Raw genomic sequence first — 19861 nt, forward strand, 5'->3', positions numbered from 1 at the left:
TCACCGCAGGCTGAGGGGTGGGCGGCGCTCGGGGCGTGAGTAGGGCGCACCGCAGCCCGCGCCAGCGCACCCAGGCCGCACCGTCGATCAGGGACTTTCGCGTCGATCAAGGGCGAACGGTCGTGCTTTGATCTCCGATCCACGACCGTTCGCCCTTGATCGGCGGGGAGGTCCTTGATCGACGCGCAAGAAGCGCCGCAAGAAGCGCCGCACGCGCAAGAAGCGCCGCACGGAGCGGGCGCACGGAGGCGGGAGCAAGGAAGGGGCGCGCGGAGCACCGCGAAGGGGCGCACGCGCGTAGGTGGAGCGGGAGGGAGAAACGTCAGCGGTGGCCTTCGGGGCGCTGACGCCACCTTTCCTCTAGGCGGTCGAGCAGGCCCATTCGACGTCCACGCGCACGTCGGGAGGTGCTGCCTCCGACGACTCGCAGGTCGGGCGTCTGTCCTTTGCGGTGCGACCGCATGGCGAACGCCGCCGCGCCGAGCATAACCACGAACCCCGCCACGCCGAGCAGGGTTAGCTGTGTAACCGTGCCGTAGACAACCAACGCGAGGCCGACGGCGATGACGCCGACAGCGACGAGCAGCCGACGACGCGCGTGGAAGCGCGGGTCGCTGGCGCGCACAGCCGAGGCGAACTTCGGGTCCTCGGCTAGCGACTGCTCGATCTGCTCGAACAGCCGCTGCTCATGCTCTGAGAGCGGCACGGCACTCCTCCCCGGTCACGTAGGTCAGCCCGGGCGGACTGACAGACCGTGGCAGCCAAACCGACTGCTTACCCGCCAGTCTACGAGGGGCGTCGCGGCTCGGAAAGCGGGACGACCCACGGCCCTCCGGGATTTTCCGTCCGCCGCAGCTCACGCCGCTCAGAAGAGCTCTCCAGAAGGCTCGCCGGGCCCACGACAGAGCGCCCGAATCGGACGGCCGCGGCGTCGGCGGCCGCCTCGGCGTCCCGCCAGCCGTGCTCGGGCTCCCCCAGGGTCAGCTGGCGTGGGGTGGCCCCGGCTACGGCCAGCCCCTCGACCCGTACGCCCACGAGGCGGATACGGTCACCGGGGCGAAGCGCCTCGTAAAGGGACCAAGCGGTGTCGAACACCTCCCGCGCGACGTCGGTGGGGCCGGGCAGGGTACGGGACCGGTTGACAGTGCGGAAGTCGGCGAGCCGCACCTTGATCGTCACGGTGCGGCCGACCTGCCCCGAGCGGCGCAGCCGGATGGCCACCTTGTCGGAGAGGGCGAGCAGCGAGCGCCGGATCACTGCCTCTTCGGCCACGTCTGTGTCGAACGTCACCTCCGCCCCGATCGACTTGTCTACCTGCTCGGGTGAGACCCGGCGCGGATCGCGGCCCCAGGACAGCTCGTGCAGGTGCGCGGAGGCCGCCTCGCCGAGCGCGCCGCGCAGCATGCCGGTGGGCGCCTGGGCGACGTCCCGGACGGTACGCAGGCCGAGGCGGGCGAGCGTCTCGGCGGCCCGCTCCCCCACGCCCCACAGCGCCGCCACCGGCAGCGGGTGCAGGAAGTCGAGCACCCGGTCGGCGGGGACGACGAGCAGCCCGTCGGGCTTGGCCCGGGTGGAGCCCAGCTTCGCCACGAACTTGGTCGGCGCCACCCCCACCGAGCAGGTCAGCCCCACCTCCGCGAGCACCCGGGAGCGGATCAGCTCGGCGATCTCGGCGGGCCGGCCGAGGAGCCGCCGCGCGCCGGCCACGTCGAGGAACGCCTCGTCCAGCGACAGCGGCTCCACCAGCGGGGTGACGTCGTGGAAGATGCCCATGACCGTGCGGGACGCGGCCGAGTAGGCGGCGAAGTCGGGCGGGATGATCACGGCGGCGGGACAGAGCGCTCGGGCGCGCATCATCGGCATCGCGCTGCGTACGCCGTACTCCCGGGCCTCGTAGCTGGCGGAGCTGACGACGCCGCGCGGGCCGACCCCGCCGACCACGACGGGCCTGCCGCGCAGCGACGGGTCGCGGCGCACCTCGACGGAGGCGAAGAACGCGTCCATGTCGACGTGCAGGATCGGGGAGCCGCTGTCGTCACCGTCCGCCCCGAAGCCGGAGTCACCCCGGGGAACTACCTGGCTCCTACCCACTCCCGCAGGCTAACCACCACGTACGACAATCAGCGGCACCGTCATCTCCACGGCCGTGTAGGAGCCGTGGTACGCGATCAGGTTGGCCACCGACGGCGGCTCGTGGGCGGTGGCGAGCACGGCGACCGGCGCGTGACAGGCGACCACCACGTCACCGATCCGCGCCAGGTGCTCTTCGCGCACCGGCCCGAACCAGCCCGCCGCGACCGCCTCCTCGCGCGGCACCACCCAGGAGGTGTCGCCGAGCACCGCCCGCCACGCGGCCAGCACGTCGTCGCGCGCGCCCGGCAGCGTGTGCAGGTAGCGCACCCGGGGCTCGCCGGCCACCACCCGCACGCCGGCGGACAGGCGCGGGTCGGTGTCGATGTCCCAGCGCCGGTCGAGCGGCACGTCGAGCTGCCCGTGGTCGGCCGTGACGAGCAGCGCGGCGTCCGCCGGCAGCCCGGCCACCAGGCGGGCGATCAGCGTGTCCACCTCGGACACCGCGGCCCGCCACTGCGGGGAGTCCAGGCCGTAGATATGGCCGGCCTTGTCCACGTCCGGGTGGTAGCCGCCGACCAGCCCGGGCCCCGCACGCAGGGCGGCGAGCATCTCGGTGGCGAGCGCGTCCGCGTCGGCCGCCCCGCGATAGGCGCCGCCGCGCCAGGCGGCCTTGGTCATCCCGCTCCCGGCGAACTCCGGCCGGCTCACCATCGTCGCCACCACGCCGGCCGCGCGCGCCGCCTCCAGCTGCGTGGGCACCGGCTGCCAGTGGACCGGGTCGGGGTCGTCCCACCACTCGCCGTGGTTGAGCACCCGGTCGGTGCCCGGCACGTTCACGGTGAACGCGAGCAGCCCATGCGCCCCGGGCACGGCTCCCGTGCCGAGGCTCGCGAGACCCGCCGGCGTCGTGGACGGAAAACCACAGGTCAGGTCCGTCGCTCCGCGAGCGACGTCCGCCAGCGTCGGCGCATGTGGGGCCGCCAGCGGGATCTGGTACGCGCCGAGCCCGTCAACGAGCAGCACGGCGACCCGCCGTACACCGTCGAGCCGCGCGGCGAGCCCGAGCGGGTCGGGCGCCCCGGGCACGCCGAGGGTGGCCAGCACGCTCGGCATGACCTCGGCGAGGCTGCCCGTGCCGTACGCCGGCCGGACGACGTCGAAGGGCGCTGTCACGGCAGCGGGCGGCGCGCGAAGAGGTGCAACTGGGCCGCGATGTCCCGGTACGGCGGGTGGGCGGCCGCCGCCATCTCCAGGTCCACCACCGCCTGCGGGTCCCCGTCGGCGACCGCGGCCGGCAGGAGGTCGGCGAGCACGCGTACCCCGTGGATCTCGGACACGACGAGCCCGGCGGCGCGCAGGAGCGCGGCGGCGGTGTCGGCGTCGTAGCGCCGCCGCAGCGTGTCGCGGGGGCCGGCGCAGCCGTGCGGGTCGGCGAGGAGCGCGGCGGCGTCGGCCAGGTGACCGTTGACCGCGCGGGTCAGTACCGCGGCCGCCTTGCCCGCGACGAGCACGCTCGCCGCGCCGCCCGGACGCAACGCGGTCGCCACCGCCGCCACCACGCTGGCCGGATCGTCCACGACTTCGAGCACGGCGTGGCAGAGCACCAGGTCGACGGCGGCCGGCTCGACCAACCCGGCGAGGGCGTCGCCGTCGCCCTGCACCGCGCGTACCCGATCGGCGACACCGGCCTCGGCGGCCCGGCGGGTCAGCGCGGCGAGCGCGTCGGGGCTGGCGTCGACCACCGTCACCCGGTGGCCGTCCTCGGCGAGCGGGACCGCGAATCCGCCGGTCCCCCCGCCCACGTCGAGCACGGTGAGCGCGCGCCCGCCCTGTCGCTCGACCTCGCGGCGCAATGCCGCCCAGACGACGGCGGTGCGCGGCCCGCTGCGGTGGGGCGTGTCAACTCCACCGACGCAGCCTAACCGTTTCGCGCGCCGAGCGCTGGACGCTATATAGCGACTGCGGCTATATTGGTTCGCATGCAGGAGCCCACGTTGCTCATCCTCACCGCGCTGGCCGGCGGTCCACGGCATGGCTACGGCGTGATCGGCGACGTCGAGGAGTTGTCCGGCGGCCGGTTGCGGCTCAGCGCCGGCACGCTCTACCGCGCGCTCGACCGGCTGACCGGCGAAGGGCTGGTGGCCGTGGCGGGCGAGGAGGTCGTGGCCGGGCGGCTGCGGCGCTACTACGAGCTCACCGACGACGGCGCCGCGGCCCTGGCCGCCGAGGCGGAGCGGATGCGGTCGCAGGCCGACGCCGTCGCCGCCCGGCTCCGGGCGCGCGCCCCGCGGACCACCGGCACCACGCGGCCGGTGACCGCGTGACCGCGCTGAGCCGGCGTTATCTGCTGCTGATGCGCGCCTATCCCGCGCACTACCGGGCCGAGCGGGGCGAGGAGTTGCTGGGCACGCTGCTGGACGGGGCTCGACCCGACCAGACCCGGCCCACGCTCGCCGAGGCCGCCGACATCGTCGGGTCCGGCCTCCTGTGCCGGCTCCGATTCGGGTACGTCCGGGACCTGTCCGCCGGTGCCGGCATCGCGGCCGTGGTCGCGCTGGCGATCGCGGGCGGCCTGGGGGCCTACTGCGCCGTGGTGGGCGACCCGGTCTTCGCCGTGTGGCCGCTGGCCGCCGTCACCGCGGCGGCGTATCCGCGCCGCGGCCGGGTGGCCATCGCGGTGGCGGTGCTCACCGGTCTCGTGTGGACGGTCGTTGCGGACGGCAACTCGCCGCTGGCGATGGCGACCGTGCTGTCGTTCGGGCTCCTCGCGCTGCTGGGCTGGCGGTCGGGTGCGCCCGGCCGGGCCCGCGCCGCGCTGGTCCTCGGCGCGACCGCACTAGCCACCACGACGTACGCGGTCGGCGCCGCGTACCCGTACGGCACGTACGCGCCGTTCCCGGTGCCGGGGATGCTCGACCCCGGCGACCCGCCGTTCGACCCGTGGGCGGCCGCGCTTCCCTTGCTCCTGGTGCTGGTCGGGCTGGCTGTCGTCGCGGCGGTCCGGCGTGGTCGCTGGGGCTGGGCGGCGCTCCTCATACTGGTGCCGACCGGACCGCAGGCGCAGCAGGCGCTCCTGCTGACCAGTTCGGACCCGGTGTCGCCGCCCTGGGGCACGCCGACCTGGCTGCTGCTGGGGGCGCTCGGGCTCGGCGCGGCGGTGGCGATCTGGTGGGCCGGCCAGCACCAAGGGCGTCCCGGCGGCATACCCGGCCCGGATCAGCTGCTCGGGGCCGCCGCGGCGGCGGCGCTGGCCGGCGCGGCAGGGCTGGGCTTGGCGTACTGGGGCATGGAGGCACTCATCGGCGTCCGGACGACCGGCCCGGTCGCGTACGCGGCGTTCCTGCTCGCCGCGCTCCTCTATCCCCTGGCCGGGCGCCGGCTCGCCCTGCCGGCGACCATCCTGGCCATCGTGACGGCGGTCGTGTTGCCCGCGTTCGGCGGCCCGACGCCGGGCCTCATCCTGCTCGCGCCGCTGCTCGCCCTCGGGCTCCTGGCCACTGCCGCCATGACCGGCACGGCCGCGCGGCCACGGCCGGTGCCCGTCGCGGCCGGTGCCGTCGCCGTCGCCGCGATCGGCCTGCTGCTCACCCGGCGGCCGGAGGCGATCGAGTACCTGGAGGTCAGCACGACGGTCACGGCGATCACCGCGCTGCCGATGGCCGTCGCCGCGGCGGCCGCCGGGCTCAGCCTGCGCCAGCCGGGCCGGCACCGCCGGGCCGCGCTCGTCGCTGTCTGGATCGCCGCGGCCAACCTCAGCGCCGTCGCTCCGGCGTACTTCAGCAGCTACGGCCTCATCGTCCTGCTCGGGGGCGCCGCCATCCTGATCCCGCTCGGCGGGCTGGCCGTTCGCGGCCTCCGCCGCCTCCGGCTGGGATCGTAGAGTCGGCGGCATGGACACGGACGACCAGGCGGCCTGGCGCGAACGCCGGCGCCTCGCGGTCGCCGCCCACGCCGCTGCCGATGAGCGCCGCCGGGCCGCCGAGGCCGCCGAGGCACGCCAACTTGTCGACGACTTTGTACGCCGGGCGCGGGCGGCCGGCGTACCCACCGCGGCTCTGGTCGCCCGCGCCTACACCGGCCGGGCGCGATACCGGACGGGACTGCACGGCTGGTACCTGAAGGCCGACCGGTCGATGGCCGTCGCCGCGGACGGCTCGTTCTACCTGCTCAGCGTGGCGCCGAGCTTCTGGGCCCGGTTCACCGGCGTCACGCTGGTCCCACAGGACCCACCGCTGGTGGTCGGCCGGGGCGGAAAGGATGGCGAATCCATCCCCCTAACGGTGCTACTGGATCGGGCGCTTTCGTAAAACGGACACCTACGCCCGGCGTCCCTTAGGGGTTTCGGGGTGGTAACAGGGTGCGTATTGAGGATGCGCAGAGTGGTCGGGACGGCGCAGCATGTACCCGATCGGCAGAGAGCATGCATGCGGGGGGCCTCATGACCAGGTCATTTGCTGGGTTGATAACCGGGCGTCGGACAAAGTACCTCATTATCGTCTTCTGGCTCATAGTCGTCGCGCTCGCCGGCCCACTCGCCGGCAAGCTCACCAGCGTCGAAGACAACGAGGCGAAGTCCTGGCTGCCGGGCAGCGCGGAGTCGACGCAGGCACTGGACAAACAGGCCGAATTCGCGTCGCCCGACACGATCCCGGCGATCGTCGTCTACCAGCGCACATCCGGGCTCACCCCGGCCGACCAGGCCAAGATCGCAGAGGACGCACGGCAGTACGCCGGCCTCTCCGAGCTCGACGGGCAGATCACCGGCCCGATCCCGTCCGACGACGGGCAGGCCGCCCAGATCCTCGTACCGCTGAACCTCGGCCCCGAGGGCTGGGACAAGGCCGGCACCATCGTCGACTCCATGAAGGAGACGGCGACCACCAACGCCAACGGCATGAACGTGCACATCACCGGGCCCGCCGGCACCGCGGCCGACTCGGCGGAGGCGTTCGAGGGCATCGACAGCACACTGCTGTTCGCCACCATCGGCGTGGTTGTGGTGATCCTGCTGTTCACGTACCGCAGCCCGATCCTGTGGCTGCTCCCGGTCATCTCGGCCGGCGTGGCGCTGACCACCGCCCAGGGCGTGATCTACCTGCTGGCCAAGCACGCCGGCCTCACGGTCAACGCGCAGAGCGCCGGCATCCTCACCGTGCTGGTGTTCGGCGCGGGGACGGACTATGCCCTGCTGCTGGTCGCGCGATATCGGGAAGAACTGCGCCGCCACCACGACCGGCACGAGGCGATGGGCGTGGCGCTGCACCGCGCCGGCCCGGCGATCATCGCGAGCGCGGCGACCGTCGCGATCGGCATGATCTGCCTGCTCTTCGCCGAGACCAACTCCACCCGCGGACTCGGCCCGGTCGCCGCGATCGGCGTCGTGGTTGCCCTCGCCGTCATGCTGACCCTGCTCCCCGCGCTGCTGGTGACCGTCGGCCGCTGGATCTTCTGGCCGGTACGCCCCAAGGAGGGCTCCGCCGAGCCGACCGCCACCGGCGTGTGGGCGAAGATCGGCAACCGGATCGCCCAGCGGCCGCGCACCACGTGGGTCACCACGTCGCTGGTGCTGGCCGTGCTGGCCATCGGCATCGTGCAGCTCGACGCGACCGGCCTGACCAACAAGGAGTCGTTCCGCGGCAACCCCGACTCGATCGTGGGCGAGGAGGTGCTGGCCCAGCACTTCCCGGCCGGCTCCGGCAACCCGGTCGTCGTGATCAGCAACGCCGCCCAGGCACCAGAGGTCCGTGCGGTGCTGGCTTCCACCGAGGGCATCGACGCGGCGTCCGTGCCGCAGCCCGTCGTCAAGGGCGACGTCGCCTACCTGGAGGGCACCCTCACCGCGCCCGCGGACAGCCAGGCGGGGTACGACACGGTCGACCGGGTACGCGACCGTGTGCACGACGTATCCGGAGCGGACGCCCTGGTCGGCGGCAACACCGCGATCAACCTGGACCTGCAACGGGCGGCCCGGCACGACCGCAACCTGATCATCCCGATCGTGCTGCTCGTGGTGCTCGTGATCCTGTGCCTGCTCCTGCGAGCCATCGTCGCCCCGCTGGTGCTGGTCGCGACCGTGGTGCTGTCCTTCGGAGCCGCGCTGGGCGTGAGCGCCCTGGTGTTCAAGCACCTATTCGGCTTCGGCGGGGCCGACAGCTCGCTGCCGCTGTTCGTGTTCGTCTTCCTGGTCGCCCTGGGCATCGACTACAACATCTTCCTGATGACCCGGGTACGCGAGGAAGCGGCGAGACACGGCACCAAGCGGGCCGCGCTCATCGGCCTCGCCGCGACCGGTGGCGTGATCACGTCGGCGGGTCTGGTGCTCGCCGGCACGTTCGCGGTGCTGGCCACGCTCCCGCTGACCGCGTTCGCCGAGATCGGGTTCGCGGTGGCGTTCGGCGTGCTGCTCGACACGATCGTCGTACGAGCGGTCCTGGTGACCTCCCTCAACCTCGACATCGGCCGCCACATGTGGCACCCCAGCCGCCTGGCGAAGGTCCCCGACGAGTCGCCCGCCGAGGCAGCCCGCGAACCCACCGAAGTCCCCGCATAGTCCCTCCCCGGTAGCCCGGCGCGCCGCCCCCGGCAGCGCGCCGGGCCACACCCACCCCCGGCTCGCCTGCCGCACGCCCCGCCGCCGCACACCCCGCCGCCGGGGTGTGCGTCGATCAAGGACCTCGCTGTCGATCAAGGACTTTGCCGTCGATCAAGGGCGAATGGTCGTGCTTCGATCTCCAAACCACGGCCATATGCCCTTGATCGACGCAAAATCCCTTGATCGACGCACGCCGCCGGCGCGACGCACGCAGCCGGCGCGACGCACGCCGCGAAGCGCGGCGCACGGCCGCGGGAACGCGACGCGGCGTAGGCCGCACGCACATCCACGCGGCGGCAGGGCACCCCATGCCGGCCCGCGTTGCGCGCGATCAAGGACTTTGCCGTCGATCAAGGGCGAATGGCCGTGCTTCGATCTCCAAACCACGGCCATATGCCCTTGATCGACGCAAAATCCCTTGATCGACGCACGCCGCCGGCGCGACGCACGCCGCGGGGTCAGCGGAAGTCGCGGGATGCCGGGCTCACCGGCGGGGTGATCGGGTCGAGCCGGTCGGCGGTCACGTTGATGACGCCGTCGTGCTTTTCGAGTCGCCCCCGCACGATGAGGGCGGCGCTTGTGCGCGCCACCTTGCGGTAGCGCTGCCACAGGCCCGGTGAGCAGGTGACGTTGAGCATGCCGGTCTCGTCTTCGAGGTTCAGGAACGTGATGCCGCCGGCCGTCGCGGGCCGCTGCCGGTGGGTGACGATGCCGCCGACGCGTACCCGGGTGCCGTCGTCGAGGAGGCCGAGCCGCGCGATCGGCACCGCGCCGGCGTCGTCGAGCCGCGGCCGGATGAACTGCGCGGGGTGGCTTTCCGGGGACAGCCCGGTCGCCCACACGTCGGCGACGAGGCGGTCGACGGCGTCCATGCCGGGCAGCGTGGGCGGCGGATTGGGGCTGGTGGCCGTACCCGGAAGGCGGCCGCGCCGTTCCTGGGCGGCGGCGCCGGCCGCCCACAGCGCCGCGCGCCGGGACAGCCCGAGGCTGGCGAAGGCGTCCGCGGTGGCCAGCGCCTCCAGCTGCGCGGTCGTGAGACCTATCCGGCGGGCGAGGTCCGCCATGTCCCGGTACGGCCCACCGCCGGCCCGGTGCTCCGCGATGCGCTTGGCGAGGTCGTCGCCGATGGTGCGCACATAGGACAGTCCTAACCGGACGGCGGGCCCGCCTTGCCCCCACTGGTGCGGCGGCTCGTCCCGCTCGCTGCCCCAGCGGGTGTCCGGCGTGTGCTCCAGGGTCGCCTTGGCGTCGCTGAGGTTGATGTCGGGCCGGCGCACCTCCACGCCGTGCCGCCGGGCGTCGTCGACCAGGGTCTGCGGCGAGTAGAAGCCCATCGGTTGGGCGTTGAGCAGTGCGGCGAGGAACGGCGCCGGGTAGTACCGCTTGAGCCACGAGCTGGCGTACACCAGGTAGGCGAAGCTGATCGCGTGGCTCTCCGGAAAGCCGAAGCTGGCGAACGACGACAGCTTGAGATACACGTCGTCGGCGACCGCGCCGGTGATGCCGCGCTCGGCCATGCCGGCGTAGAGCCGTTCCTTGAGCGCGGCCATCCGCTCGTCGGAGCGCTTGGACCCCATGGCCCGGCGCAGCTGGTCGGCCTCGGCGCCGTTGAAGCCGGCCACGTCGATGGCGAGCTGCATGAGCTGCTCCTGGAAGAGTGGCACGCCCAGGGTCTTGGACAGCGCGTTGGCCATCGCCGGGTGTGGCGGCTCCGCGGCCTCCAGCCCTTTCTTGCGCCGGATGTACGGGTGCACCGAGCCGCCCTGGATCGGGCCGGGCCGGATCAGCGCCACCTCGACGACCAGGTCGTAGAAGCATTCGGGCTTCAGCCGCGGCAGCGTGGCCATCTGGGCACGCGATTCGACCTGAAACACGCCCACCGAGTCGGCCTTCTGCAGCATCGCGTAGATCTCGGTGTCGTCCAGGGGCATCTCGCTCAGCTCCAGGTCGTCCTCGATCATGTCGTACGCGTACCGCAGCGCGGACAGCATCCCCAGCCCGAGCAGGTCGAACTTGACCAGCGCGACGGCGGCGCAGTCGTCTTTGTCCCACTGCAGGACGGTGCGGTTCTCCATCCGCGCCCACTCGACCGGGCACACGTCGATGACCGGCCGGTCGCAGATCACCATGCCGCCGGAGTGGATGCCCAGGTGCCGGGGGAACGTCTGCAGTTCGTTGGCGAACTCGATGACGTGGCCCGGGATGTCGTCGACGTCGACGGCCGCGACGCTCCCCAGCGGTCGATCTGCTTGCTCCACGCGTCCTGCTGGCCGGGTGAGAAGCCGAACGCCTTGGCGATGTCGCGCACCGCCGACCGCGGCCGGTACGAGATCACGTTGGCGACCTGCGCGGTGTGCTCCCGGCCGTACTTCTCGTAGACGTGCTGGATGACCCGCTCGCGCTCGTCGGACTCGATGTCGACGTCGATGTCCGGTGGGCCGTCACGCTCGGGCGCGAGAAAGCGCTCGAAGAGCAACCCGTGCTCCACCGCGTCGACGTTGGTGATGCCCAGGGCGTAGCAGACCGCGGAGTTGGCCGCCGAGCCCCGGCCCTGGCAGAAGATCCGCTCCCGGTGACAGAACGAGACGATGTCGTGGACGATCAGGAAGTAGCCGGGGAAACCCAGCTCATCGATCATCTTCAGCTCTCGGTCGAGCTGGTCGTACGCCTTTGTCGCCGCCGCACGCGGGCCGTACCGCCGCAGCGCGCCCTTCATGGTCAGCTCGCGCAGCCAGCTCATCTCGGTGTGGCCGGCGGGGACCTCCCAGTCGGGCAGGTTGGGCGCGACGAGCTGGAGGTCGAAGGCCAGCTCCTTGCCGAGCTCCGCGGCCCGCGCCACCGCCCCGGGTACGCGGCGAACCGGGCCGCCATCTCCTCGCCGCTGCGCAGGTGCGCGGTGGCCGCGGCGGGCAGCCAGCCGTCGATCTCGTCGAGGCTGCGCCGGGCCCGTACCGCCGCCAGCGCGGTGGCCAGCCGCCGCCGGCTGGGCTTGGCGTAGTGCACGTTGTTGGTGGCCACAATGGACAGTCCGGCCGCGTCGGCGAGGTCGGCGAGCGCGTCGTTGCGGTCGCCGTCGTACGGGTCGGCGTGGTCGATCAGCTCCACCACCACCCGGTCGCGGTCGAAGGCGTCGACGAGCCGGTCCAGTTCCTCGGCCGCCGCGGCCGACCCGCCGATCCGCAGCGCCGCCGGCACCGTCCCCTTGCGACAGCCGGTGAGGACTACGACGTCTTTGAGCGCCTCGCCCAGTTCCGGGAGCGACGGGTAGACCGGGCGGCCCTTCTCCTTTCCGGCCAGCTGCGCCTTGCTGACCGTGCGCGCGATCTGGGCGTACCCGTCGGGGTTGCGGGCGAGCACCAGCAGGTGGCGGCCGACCGGGTCGGGCTCGCCGTTCTGCGGGCGGGGCAGGCCGAGGGACAGCTCGGCGCCGAAGATCGTGGGCAGCTTGATCGCCCTAGCCGCCTCGGCGAAGCGCACGACGCCGTAGAACCCGTCGTGGTCGGTCACCGCCAGCGCGGTGAGCCCCAGCCGGGCCGCCTCCTCGGCCAGTTCCTCCGGGTGGCTCGCCCCGTCCAGGAAGCTGAAGTTGGTGTGGCAGTGCAGCTCCGCGTACGGCACGGCGCCCTCGGTGCGGACGAAGGCCGGCGCCTCGTACGGCGGCCGCTTGCGGGTCCAGGCCGGCGAGTCCCCACCGTCGGCGTCGATCGCCAACGGGTCGACGACGTGCGGCTTCCCCGACATCGCCCGCTCTAAATCCGCCCACGGCACCGGCGGGTTATGCCACCCCATCAGTCGTACACCGCCTCTATGACCCAGACGCCGCCGGACAGGGACAGCAGCATCGCCCAGCCGTGTGGCAGGCCGATCTGGAACCGGGCCCGCCGGGACGCCTCCTCCATCGCCCACCAGCGCTCTTCGACGGGCCACGGGCCGCTCCACCCGGTGACCTCGACGGTCCGCGCCCGCCGGGTCGAGCCGATCACGATCCGGGCCGGCGGCGCGCTCACCTCCAGCCGGGCGCTCACGCTCACCGGCGCGCCGGTCGCGTCGTACACGCTGATGGGCAGCGGCGCCGGCAGCACCGCGGCGGGCGCCGGTGCCGGCAGCCGGCCGGGCCACGGCGGCGGCGCGGGCCGGGCCGGGGTCCGCTCGTCGCCCCAAGGGGCGAAGCGCACCTGGTCGCCCGGCGAACGCCCGCCCCGAGCACCGCGGTGAGCACCGCCTCCGGCCCGAGGATGCCCTGCACCCGGTTCAGCGCCCGGTGCGCCCGCTCGCGCTCCTCGCCGGTCTCGCCCCACAGTCCCGGCTGCAACCCGGCGTGCGCGAGCACTCCCTCCGGGATCAGCCGCAGGCGCATGATGCCCGAGACCGGCCGGTCCCTGCGCCCGGAGATCCACCCGTCGAGCTGCCAGCGCACCCGGTCGGCGATCGCCACCGCGGTGAGCAGCCCGTCGTGCCGCCAGACCCGGTGCAGCTCCTGCCCGTCCGCGGTCACCGCCTCGATCGCCACCCGGGTGCAGGCCAGACCGTGCCCGGCGAGCGTGGCGTGCAGCCGTTCGGCGAGCGACCGGGCGGCGAACGCGGCCACGTCGACCCGGTCGAGCGGTTCGTCGTACGTCTCGGCGACGTCCAGGTCGGGCGGCGGCCGCCGGACCGCCAGCCCGCGGTGGTCGCGGCCCGCGGCCAGGCGGTGCGCCAGCGACGCGTCAAACCCGAACCGGGACAGGACGTCCGCGGCGGGCAATGCCGCAAAATCTCCGAGGGTACGCACGCCGAGGCGCCGCAGCAGGTCTGTCAACTGTGGACGGTCGAGCGTCTCGACGGGCTGGCCGGCGAGGAACTCCGGCGTACCACCGGGCGGGACGATCTGCCCGGCGCGCGCCGCGAGCCCGGCGGCGAACACCCCGTCGGCGACACCGGCCTGGCTCTCCACCGCGCACGCCTCGGCGATCCGCTCGACGATCTGCTCCGCGGCCCGCTCCTCGCCGCCGAAGTAGCGCGCCGGGCCGCGGGCCGCCAGCGCGCAGGAGCCGGGGCGGATCACCTCGACCCCGACCGCCATCTCCTCGACCGCCGCGACCACCGGCTCGAACGCCCGCGCGTCCCGGTCCGGATCGTGCTCCACCACGGTCAGCCGCGGGCACCGGCTCTGCGCCTCCCGCTTGCGCAGCCCGCGCCGTACCCCCTCGGCGCGCGCCGCCTCGGAGCAGGCGATCACCCGGTTGGCGTGCACCACGGCCACCCGCCCGGACGCCGGAATGCCCTCGACGATGTCGACGGCGAGCACCGGCCAGTCCGGACACCAGACCAGCAGCGTACGCATCCCTGGATCTTAGTACACTTGTTCGATCGCGTCCCAGGTGATCTGTCCGGCGCCGTCCGCACGGCTCCTGGTCAGCGAGACGCGGACGTCCGCCCGCCCGGGCGTACGGCACACCGGGCAGGCGCCGGTGAGCTCGCCCACGAAGCCGTCCTCGGATTCGGCGTAGCGGTCGTCGTCGCGGTATTGCCAGGTCAACGCCGCCGCGACGCGACGCTGGATGCCACAGTTCAGGCAAGGCGCGCGCACCTCGGCACGCTCGGGCCGGACGCCAGCCGCCAGCGGGGCGGGATCGCCCAGCTCCAGCAGCACCGAACCCCGCCGGAGTGGTGGATCACCAACGGCTCGCCTTCCAGAAACAGGTGGCGCAGCGGACCCGGTGGCAGCGGTTCGAGGCCGGCCCGGATCTGGGCGGCGGTAAACAGGTGTGCGAGCCGGGTCTGCTCAGCCGCCCAGCCGGCCGCCGGGTCCCCACCCGCTGCCGCCACGGCCACCCGGACCCCTCGTCCATCGTCTGACGCAGGTCGCCGGGCGGGCTGGCCAGCCAGCGGCGCAGGTCCGCGGCCTCGTCCGGCGAGTACGGTTCGAGCGCCGCGACCGCCCACCCCACCACCTCCCTGAGCAAGCGGTCCCGCTGCCCGGAGTCCAGACCGGCGGCCGGGTCCACGGCGACCGGCCGGCCGTCCGGCTTGGCGAGCGCCCGGGTCAGGTGGAAGACATGGCCGTCGCGGTCGGTGTTACGCAGCATGCGCTCCAGCAGGCCGCGCAGCTCGGGGACGTACGCCATCAGGTGCTGGTAGCGCAGCATCGACGACAGGACCTGGTAGTCGTCCTCGACCAGAATGCGTGAGGCGAACGCGGCGGCCACTCCGGCGTCGGCCAGGTTGTAAAGCACGCTGGACGTCCACTGTTGCAGCAGCGGTTCGTCGGCGAGGAGTCCGACGACGGCCGGCAGGACGCCAGGTTCCTGGATGCGACGCTGCAGGCCGGACAGCAGCCTGCCCTTGGTCAGCAGGTCGGTCTCCACCCGGAGGGCGGCCAGAAATGGCGCGCTGCCGGCGGGGGTGAACACGAGGCACGAGGCCGCCGCGCGGCGTACCTCGGCGGCGGCATCCGTCGCCAGCACGCGCTGCAACACCTCGACGTCCAGGCCCTTCGGCACCCGCAGGACCGCCTCCGCCCGTACAGCCGGCGACGGGTCACTGAGGAAGCGCATGCTCACGTCGGCCGTACGGTCCGGGTCGGCCTTGAGCGCCCGCAGCCGCAGCCGGCCCTCGGGACTCGCCGCCAGCTCCCGCCGCAGCGGCTCGTAGCGCGGCCCGAGATGGTGCAGCAGGCGGCCCACCCGATCGTCGTCCGCCCCGGGATCGGTCACGGCGGCGCGTACCCGCGGGTCGATGCCGTCCACGCGCTCCAGAACCCGCATCAGCGAGCTGGCCGCCGTGTCGCCGATGTGCTCCGTGTCGTCGTTGAGCCCGAAGGCGGTACGCACCTCGGTGTCGTCGGTCAGCGCGACCTCCAGCAGCACCGGCACCAGGCCGGGCTCATCACCCTCGGTCGCCGCGTGTGCCGCGCGCGCGGCCTGGAGCCGGGCCCAATCGCCCCCGTTGCGAAGGTCGTCGACCAGCGACATGGCGCCTCGTCAACCGCGGTCGCCGGGCCGATATTCGGACACGTGCCCACCATAGAAACCCCGCGCACGCGACCACCCAGATGTCACTCCGGCTCCCGGGCCAGCACGTCCGTGAGTCGGGCACTGCACGGATCATTGACCCCGCCCATGTGGTGATCATGGAGTTAGCGTCGCGGAGAGCGCTTCCTGCGCCGCTAACTCCATGATCACCACATGGGCGGGGTCAGGAGACCTGGCGGAGGAGGGTGAGGGTGGCTCGGCGGGCGGTCGTACGGCTCGGCGGCTCGAGGTCGACGATGGCCACGACCGGTCGGCCGCCGGAGCCGGGCATCCAGACGGTGATCTCTTTGGGGCGGGCGGCTGCTCCTCGGCCGCGCGCGACGATGGTGACCCTGCGCTGGCGCAGTCGCCCCCGGCCCTGCTCCAGCCCCTCCCACACGCTCCGGGTCACCTGCAGCGTGACGTCGGCTCCCTCCCACCGGCCGTACGGCACGAGCACGCTCCCCCGCTGGCGCGCCCGGGCGGCCAGGCGGCCGGCGACCGTGGCGGACACCGTGCCGGGGACGGCGGCGACCACCACGTCGAGCCCGTCGATGAGGGCGGCGACCACCGCGGCCCACTCCGGCCCGGGGTTGGGCACCACGGCGAGCCGGTCGAGCGCGATGCCCGCGTCGGCGGCGGCGAGCGCACCGAACGTGGGGATGCCGACCAGCGCGCACCAGGAGCCGGCCCGGGACGCCTCGGCGATCAGGGCGAGCACCAGCGAGGAGCCACCGGCTGAGTTGGCTGGCGCTCGCTCCGCTCGCGCGGGCCCAGGGGCCTGGGAGGCGCCGTCTTCCCTCGTCGCTTCGCTCCTCAGTCCAGACGGCGCCGGCCCCAGGGCCGCGACTGGCGGGGTGGCGACCACCGCGATCGTGGTGCCCCGGCGCAGCCCTCCGCCCGGCAGCAGCACGCCCAGCTCGGGCAGCACCGGGAGCACCCGGTGCCGCCCGGTCGACTCCGGGTCACTCGCCGGTCGGACCAGCCCTGTTACGGCGGCGGACCGCAGCGTCGCCAGGCCCGCCATGGCCTCTCGCTTTCCTGTGTGTACTAACTACTACGGAGGGTCAGGCGGCCAGCCCGTCGAGGGCGGGCTGGTGGGCCACGCCGAGCGCGACCTCGACCACCGCCACGAACTGCTCGGCCGCGCGCAGCAGGTCGTCGGCCTCCCGGGCGGTCACCACGCGGGGGATGCCGGCCTGGGCGGCGGCGCGCTTGCTCGCCCCGGCGGCGAAGTAGTTGGCCCACTCGCGCAGCTCGGGGGCCACCATCAGCAGCAGCGCCCAGACGCTGGTGACCCGGTTGCGCCGGGTGGGCGAGGGCTGCGCCCGGGCGGCGAGCATGGCGGCCGCGGCGCGCAGGGCGGACAGGTGGGCGGCCGCGTAGCGCAGGCCGTCGGCGCGGGTCTCGGCCGCTTCGGCGAGCCCGTGCCGGGCGAGCACGAGCAGCTCAGCAGGTGTGCGGTGCGGCATCACGTGGGCCGGCACGGTGGGTGCCTGAGCCGTACTGGTCGGCATGGAACTGTCTCCTCGGCGTTGTCCAGTTCGACGGTGCCGGCCGGGCGTGAATGCTTCCCCTCCTCACACCCGACCGGCTCAGCCGGCCGGTCCGTTGCCCGCCACCCGGGGGTCGGGGGCAGCGGGCAACGGTCCTGCCTGTGGGCCCGAACCCGCGAATGCCCGGACCCGCACGCGGTTTCCGCGAACCGCTCTCGGGTGCCGCGTCGCGAACCGCTCCACCCGAGCTATTCGAACAGTAGTTCGATTACGGAGAACTGTACACCTCCCCTACGACAAAAACGCCGCGCGCGTCCGGGGCAGAATGGTCGGCATGCCAGCTCACCCCAACGTGCAAGCCGTCCAGGACGCCTTGGAGAACGCCGGCTCCGTCGACGGCTCCGGCCGGCCCTCCGAGGTACGGCTGCTGCCCGACGCCGTACACACCGCCGTCGCGGCGGCTGCGGCGCTCGGCATCGAGGTGGGCCAGATCGCCAACTCGTTGATCTTCAACGCGGACGGCGAGCCGCTGCTGATCCTGACGTCCGGCGCGCACCGGGTCGACACCGCCCGGGTGGCCGCCGACCTCGGCCTCGGCACGCTGAAGCGGGCCACGCCCGACTTCGTCAAGACGCACACCGGCCAGGTCATCGGCGGCGTCGCCCCGCTCGGCCACCCCAAGCCGGTCCGCACGCTCGTCGACACCGCCCTGGCCCAGTACGGCGAGATCTGGGCCGCCGGCGGCGTACCCCAGGCGGTTTTTCCCACCACGTACGCCGAGCTGCTCCGGATCACGGCAGGCACGGCCGCCGAAGTGGCGTGAGCGTACTCGTGACGCTGGATGTGTGGCGGGTGCGGCGCCGCGCGGTCCCGCGCGCCCTGGCCCGGATGGCCCTTGATCGGCGGCGGCTGCGGGCCGCGCCCGGCGTGCGCTTCGCGAAGCTGCTCGGGACCGGTACGGGCACGAGCTTCGGACCCGCCGACGCCGACCTCACCCGGTACGCGGCCCTGGCGGTCTGGGCCGAGCCAAACAAGGGCCTCGACGACACCCCGGTCGGGCGGGGGTGGGCCCGGATCGCCACGGCACACGCCCGCATCGTCCTGCGCCCGCTGGCCAGCCGGGGGCGCTGGGCCGGCGTGGAGCCGTTCGAGAGCACGGCCGACCCGGCCGAAGGCCCCGTCCTCGCGCTCACCCGGGCCCGCCTGCGCCCGCGCAAGGCGGTGACGTTCTGGCGCGCGATCCCGCCGATCGCGACGGCCGTGGCGGGCGCGCCGGGGCTCCTCACCCGCTTCGGCATCGGCGAAGCACCGATCGGCTGGCAAGGCACGATCACCGTGTGGCGCAACGACGCAGACCTGGTTGAGTTCGCGTACCGTCACCCGGAGCACCGGGCCGCGATCCTGCGCACACCGGCCGAAGGGTGGTACGCGGAGGAGCTGTTCGCCCGGTTCGCGGTGCTGGACGTGGTGGGCGACCGTAGGGTCGTGGGCTGGTGACCGGAGGGGAGCGCGGGCGCGCATGAGGTTGGTGCCGTGGATGCCTGACGACCTCACCAGGCGGCTGGACGACGTGGTCGCGGTGTACGGCGAGGCGATGGGCTACCGTGCCGAGCTGCTGGAGGCGCGGCGCGGCTACATCGCCACGCACGCCCGCCGGCCCGGGTTCCGGGCGGTCGCCACGCTCACCCGCGACGGGCACCTGGCCGGCTTCGGATACGGCTACACCTCCGCCGGCGGGCAGTGGTGGCACGACCAGGTGCGCGGTGCGCTGAGCGAGGAGTCCCGCAAGACCTGGCTCACCGACTGCTTCGAGGTGGTCGAGCTGCACGTGCGCCCGCCCGCGCAGGGGCACGGCGTGGGCGCCCGCCAGCTCCGCGCGCTGCTGCGGATGGCGAGCGGGGCCACCACCCTGCTGTCCACACCGGAGGCCAACGAGCAGGCGTCCCGGGCCTGGCGCCTCTACCGCCGGTTCGAGTTCGTGGACGTGCTGCGGGACTTCCGCTTCCCGGGCGACGAGCGGGCCTTCGCGGTGCTCGGGCGGCAGCTGCCACTGCCTCAGTAATGCGACGGTTGCCCTGGCTGCTGCTGGGCGCGCTGGTGCTGGCCCAGATCGGCTACCCGCTCACGAGCGGGTCCGGCCGCGCCGGGTTGACGGTGGTCACCGTCCTCATCGGGTACGCCACATCGGTGACCCACGCGCTCGTCAGCCGGGGCGTACGGGTCACCGCCGTGCTGGTGGCGGTGACCACCGGCGGCGGGCTGGCGGTCGAGGCGCTCGGTGTGGCGACCGGCTTCCCGTTCGGCGCGTACGCGTACGCCGGCGACCTCGGGCCGAAGCTGGCCGGGGTGCCGCTGGTCATACCGCTGGCGTGGACCTGGATGGCCTGGCCGGCGTGGGTGGTGGCCGGCCGGGTCACGACGAGATGGCGGGTACCGCTCGCCGCGATCGCGCTCGCCGGATGGGACCTCTTCCTCGACCCGCAGATGGTGGCCGAGGGCTACTGGACCTGGTCCGACCCCCATCCGGCCTTGCCCGGTGTACCCGGCGTCCCCCTGACCAACTACCTCGCCTGGCTGCTAGTAGCCCTGCTGATGATGTCGGCGCTCTCCCAGCTGTTAGGAAGGGACCCTTGCTATGCAAAAAGCGATAACAGGGTGCCCTTCCTTGCACTTACATGGGCATACGCCAGCAGCGCCGTAGCGCAGGC

The 19861-nt window shown here is 73.5% G+C and carries 15 protein-coding genes and 3 pseudogenes; 8 read left to right on the plus strand and 10 right to left on the minus strand.

The window, feature by feature from the left end:
• Nucleotides 1-322: 322 nt before the first annotated feature.
• The 4 genes from Prum_RS10660 to Prum_RS10675 form a co-directional block, all read right to left on the minus strand.
• On the minus strand, nucleotides 323-706 hold the full coding sequence (locus Prum_RS10660; protein ID WP_173076057.1) for an SCO2097 family morphological protein: 384 nt from the start codon (nucleotides 704-706) through the stop codon (nucleotides 323-325).
• Between the two features lie 80 nt (nucleotides 707-786).
• Complete coding sequence (locus Prum_RS10665; protein WP_173076059.1) at nucleotides 787-2091, minus strand: DNA polymerase IV; 1305 nt, start codon at nucleotides 2089-2091, stop codon at nucleotides 787-789.
• A 9-nt stretch (nucleotides 2092-2100) separates the two neighbouring features.
• Nucleotides 2101-3246 (minus strand): alkaline phosphatase family protein, encoded by a 1146-nt coding sequence (locus tag Prum_RS10670; protein WP_246277802.1) that lies wholly within the window; start codon nucleotides 3244-3246, stop codon nucleotides 2101-2103.
• Nucleotides 3243-3926, minus strand: a complete 684-nt coding sequence (locus Prum_RS10675) for a methyltransferase domain-containing protein (protein WP_246277803.1) — start codon at nucleotides 3924-3926, stop codon at nucleotides 3243-3245. The genes Prum_RS10670 and Prum_RS10675 overlap by 4 nt, the downstream gene beginning before the upstream one ends.
• Nucleotides 3927-4052: 126 nt before the next feature.
• On the opposite strand from Prum_RS10675, the gene Prum_RS10680 reads away from it, so the two are divergent.
• The 4 genes from Prum_RS10680 (at nucleotide 4053) to Prum_RS10695 (ending at nucleotide 8623) form a co-directional block, all read left to right on the plus strand.
• Complete coding sequence (locus Prum_RS10680) at nucleotides 4053-4397, plus strand: PadR family transcriptional regulator (protein WP_173076063.1); 345 nt, start codon at nucleotides 4053-4055, stop codon at nucleotides 4395-4397.
• Nucleotides 4394-5953: a hypothetical protein gene (locus tag Prum_RS10685; RefSeq protein ID WP_173076065.1), complete on the plus strand. Its 1560-nt coding sequence runs from the start codon at nucleotides 4394-4396 to the stop codon at nucleotides 5951-5953. The genes Prum_RS10680 and Prum_RS10685 overlap by 4 nt, the downstream gene beginning before the upstream one ends.
• Nucleotides 5954-5963: 10 nt before the next feature.
• A complete protein-coding gene (locus tag Prum_RS10690; protein WP_173076067.1) occupies nucleotides 5964-6380 on the plus strand; it encodes a hypothetical protein in 417 nt (138 codons plus the stop codon).
• A 131-nt stretch (nucleotides 6381-6511) separates the two neighbouring features.
• Nucleotides 6512-8623 carry an MMPL family transporter gene (locus tag Prum_RS10695; protein WP_173076069.1) on the plus strand — a complete coding sequence of 704 codons (2112 nt, stop codon included), beginning with the start codon at nucleotides 6512-6514 and terminating at the stop codon, nucleotides 8621-8623.
• 500 nt (nucleotides 8624-9123) lie between these two features.
• On the opposite strand, the pseudogene Prum_RS10700 reads toward Prum_RS10695, so the two are convergent.
• The 6 genes and pseudogenes from Prum_RS10700 to Prum_RS10725 form a co-directional block, all read right to left on the minus strand.
• Nucleotides 9124-12454: pseudogene (locus Prum_RS10700) on the minus strand (error-prone DNA polymerase).
• Nucleotides 12454-13988, minus strand: a pseudogene (locus Prum_RS10705) (DNA polymerase Y family protein). The pseudogenes Prum_RS10700 and Prum_RS10705 overlap by 1 nt, the downstream one beginning before the upstream one ends.
• A gap of 9 nt (nucleotides 13989-13997) precedes the next feature.
• Nucleotides 13998-14297, minus strand: a complete 300-nt coding sequence (locus Prum_RS10710) for a hypothetical protein (RefSeq protein ID WP_173076071.1) — start codon at nucleotides 14295-14297, stop codon at nucleotides 13998-14000.
• Nucleotides 14298-14319: 22 nt separating this feature from the next.
• On the minus strand, nucleotides 14320-15618 hold the full coding sequence (locus Prum_RS10715; RefSeq protein WP_173076073.1) for a hypothetical protein: 1299 nt from the start codon (nucleotides 15616-15618) through the stop codon (nucleotides 14320-14322).
• Between the two features lie 223 nt (nucleotides 15619-15841).
• Nucleotides 15842-16684, minus strand: a complete 843-nt coding sequence (gene imuA' / locus Prum_RS10720; protein WP_246277804.1) for a DnaE2-dependent mutagenesis accessory factor ImuA' — start codon at nucleotides 16682-16684, stop codon at nucleotides 15842-15844.
• Between the two features lie 40 nt (nucleotides 16685-16724).
• Nucleotides 16725-17174, minus strand: a complete 450-nt coding sequence (locus tag Prum_RS10725; protein WP_173076075.1) for an SAV_6107 family HEPN domain-containing protein — start codon at nucleotides 17172-17174, stop codon at nucleotides 16725-16727.
• A 313-nt stretch (nucleotides 17175-17487) separates the two neighbouring features.
• Here Prum_RS10725 and Prum_RS10730 point away from each other — a divergent pair, with 313 nt between their 5' ends.
• The 4 genes and pseudogenes from Prum_RS10730 to Prum_RS51270 form a co-directional block, all read left to right on the plus strand.
• Complete coding sequence (locus Prum_RS10730) at nucleotides 17488-17976, plus strand: YbaK/EbsC family protein (RefSeq protein WP_173076077.1); 489 nt, start codon at nucleotides 17488-17490, stop codon at nucleotides 17974-17976.
• A complete protein-coding gene (locus tag Prum_RS10735; RefSeq protein ID WP_173076079.1) occupies nucleotides 17973-18650 on the plus strand; it encodes a monooxygenase in 678 nt (225 codons plus the stop codon). The genes Prum_RS10730 and Prum_RS10735 overlap by 4 nt, the downstream gene beginning before the upstream one ends.
• A gap of 22 nt (nucleotides 18651-18672) precedes the next feature.
• On the plus strand, nucleotides 18673-19215 hold the full coding sequence (locus tag Prum_RS10740; protein WP_173076081.1) for a GNAT family N-acetyltransferase: 543 nt from the start codon (nucleotides 18673-18675) through the stop codon (nucleotides 19213-19215).
• A pseudogene (locus tag Prum_RS51270) lies at nucleotides 19215-19856 on the plus strand (carotenoid biosynthesis protein); the annotation flags it as partial. The gene Prum_RS10740 and the pseudogene Prum_RS51270, both read left to right, overlap by 1 nt.
• Between the last annotated feature and the right edge of the window lie 5 nt (nucleotides 19857-19861).

It is taken from the genome of Phytohabitans rumicis (genome assembly GCF_011764445.1).
GTDB lineage: Bacteria > Actinomycetota > Actinomycetes > Mycobacteriales > Micromonosporaceae > Phytohabitans > Phytohabitans rumicis.

Excerpts from the sequence above, each read along its gene's own strand:
- Prum_RS10680 (WP_173076063.1), top strand. The coding sequence starts at position 4,053 with ATGCAGGAGCCCACGTTGCTCATCCTCACCGCGCTGGCCGGCGGTCCA.
- Prum_RS10690 (WP_173076067.1), top strand. The coding sequence starts at position 5,964 with ATGGACACGGACGACCAGGCGGCCTGGCGCGAACGCCGGCGCCTCGCG.
- Prum_RS10695 (WP_173076069.1), top strand. The coding sequence starts at position 6,512 with ATGACCAGGTCATTTGCTGGGTTGATAACCGGGCGTCGGACAAAGTAC.
- Prum_RS10715 (WP_173076073.1), bottom strand. The coding sequence starts at position 15,618 with ATGTCGCTGGTCGACGACCTTCGCAACGGGGGCGATTGGGCCCGGCTC.
- imuA' (WP_246277804.1), bottom strand. The coding sequence starts at position 16,684 with ATGGCGGGCCTGGCGACGCTGCGGTCCGCCGCCGTAACAGGGCTGGTC.
- Prum_RS10725 (WP_173076075.1), bottom strand. The coding sequence starts at position 17,174 with ATGCCGACCAGTACGGCTCAGGCACCCACCGTGCCGGCCCACGTGATG.
- Prum_RS10730 (WP_173076077.1), top strand. The coding sequence starts at position 17,488 with ATGCCAGCTCACCCCAACGTGCAAGCCGTCCAGGACGCCTTGGAGAAC.
- Prum_RS10740 (WP_173076081.1), top strand. The coding sequence starts at position 18,673 with ATGAGGTTGGTGCCGTGGATGCCTGACGACCTCACCAGGCGGCTGGAC.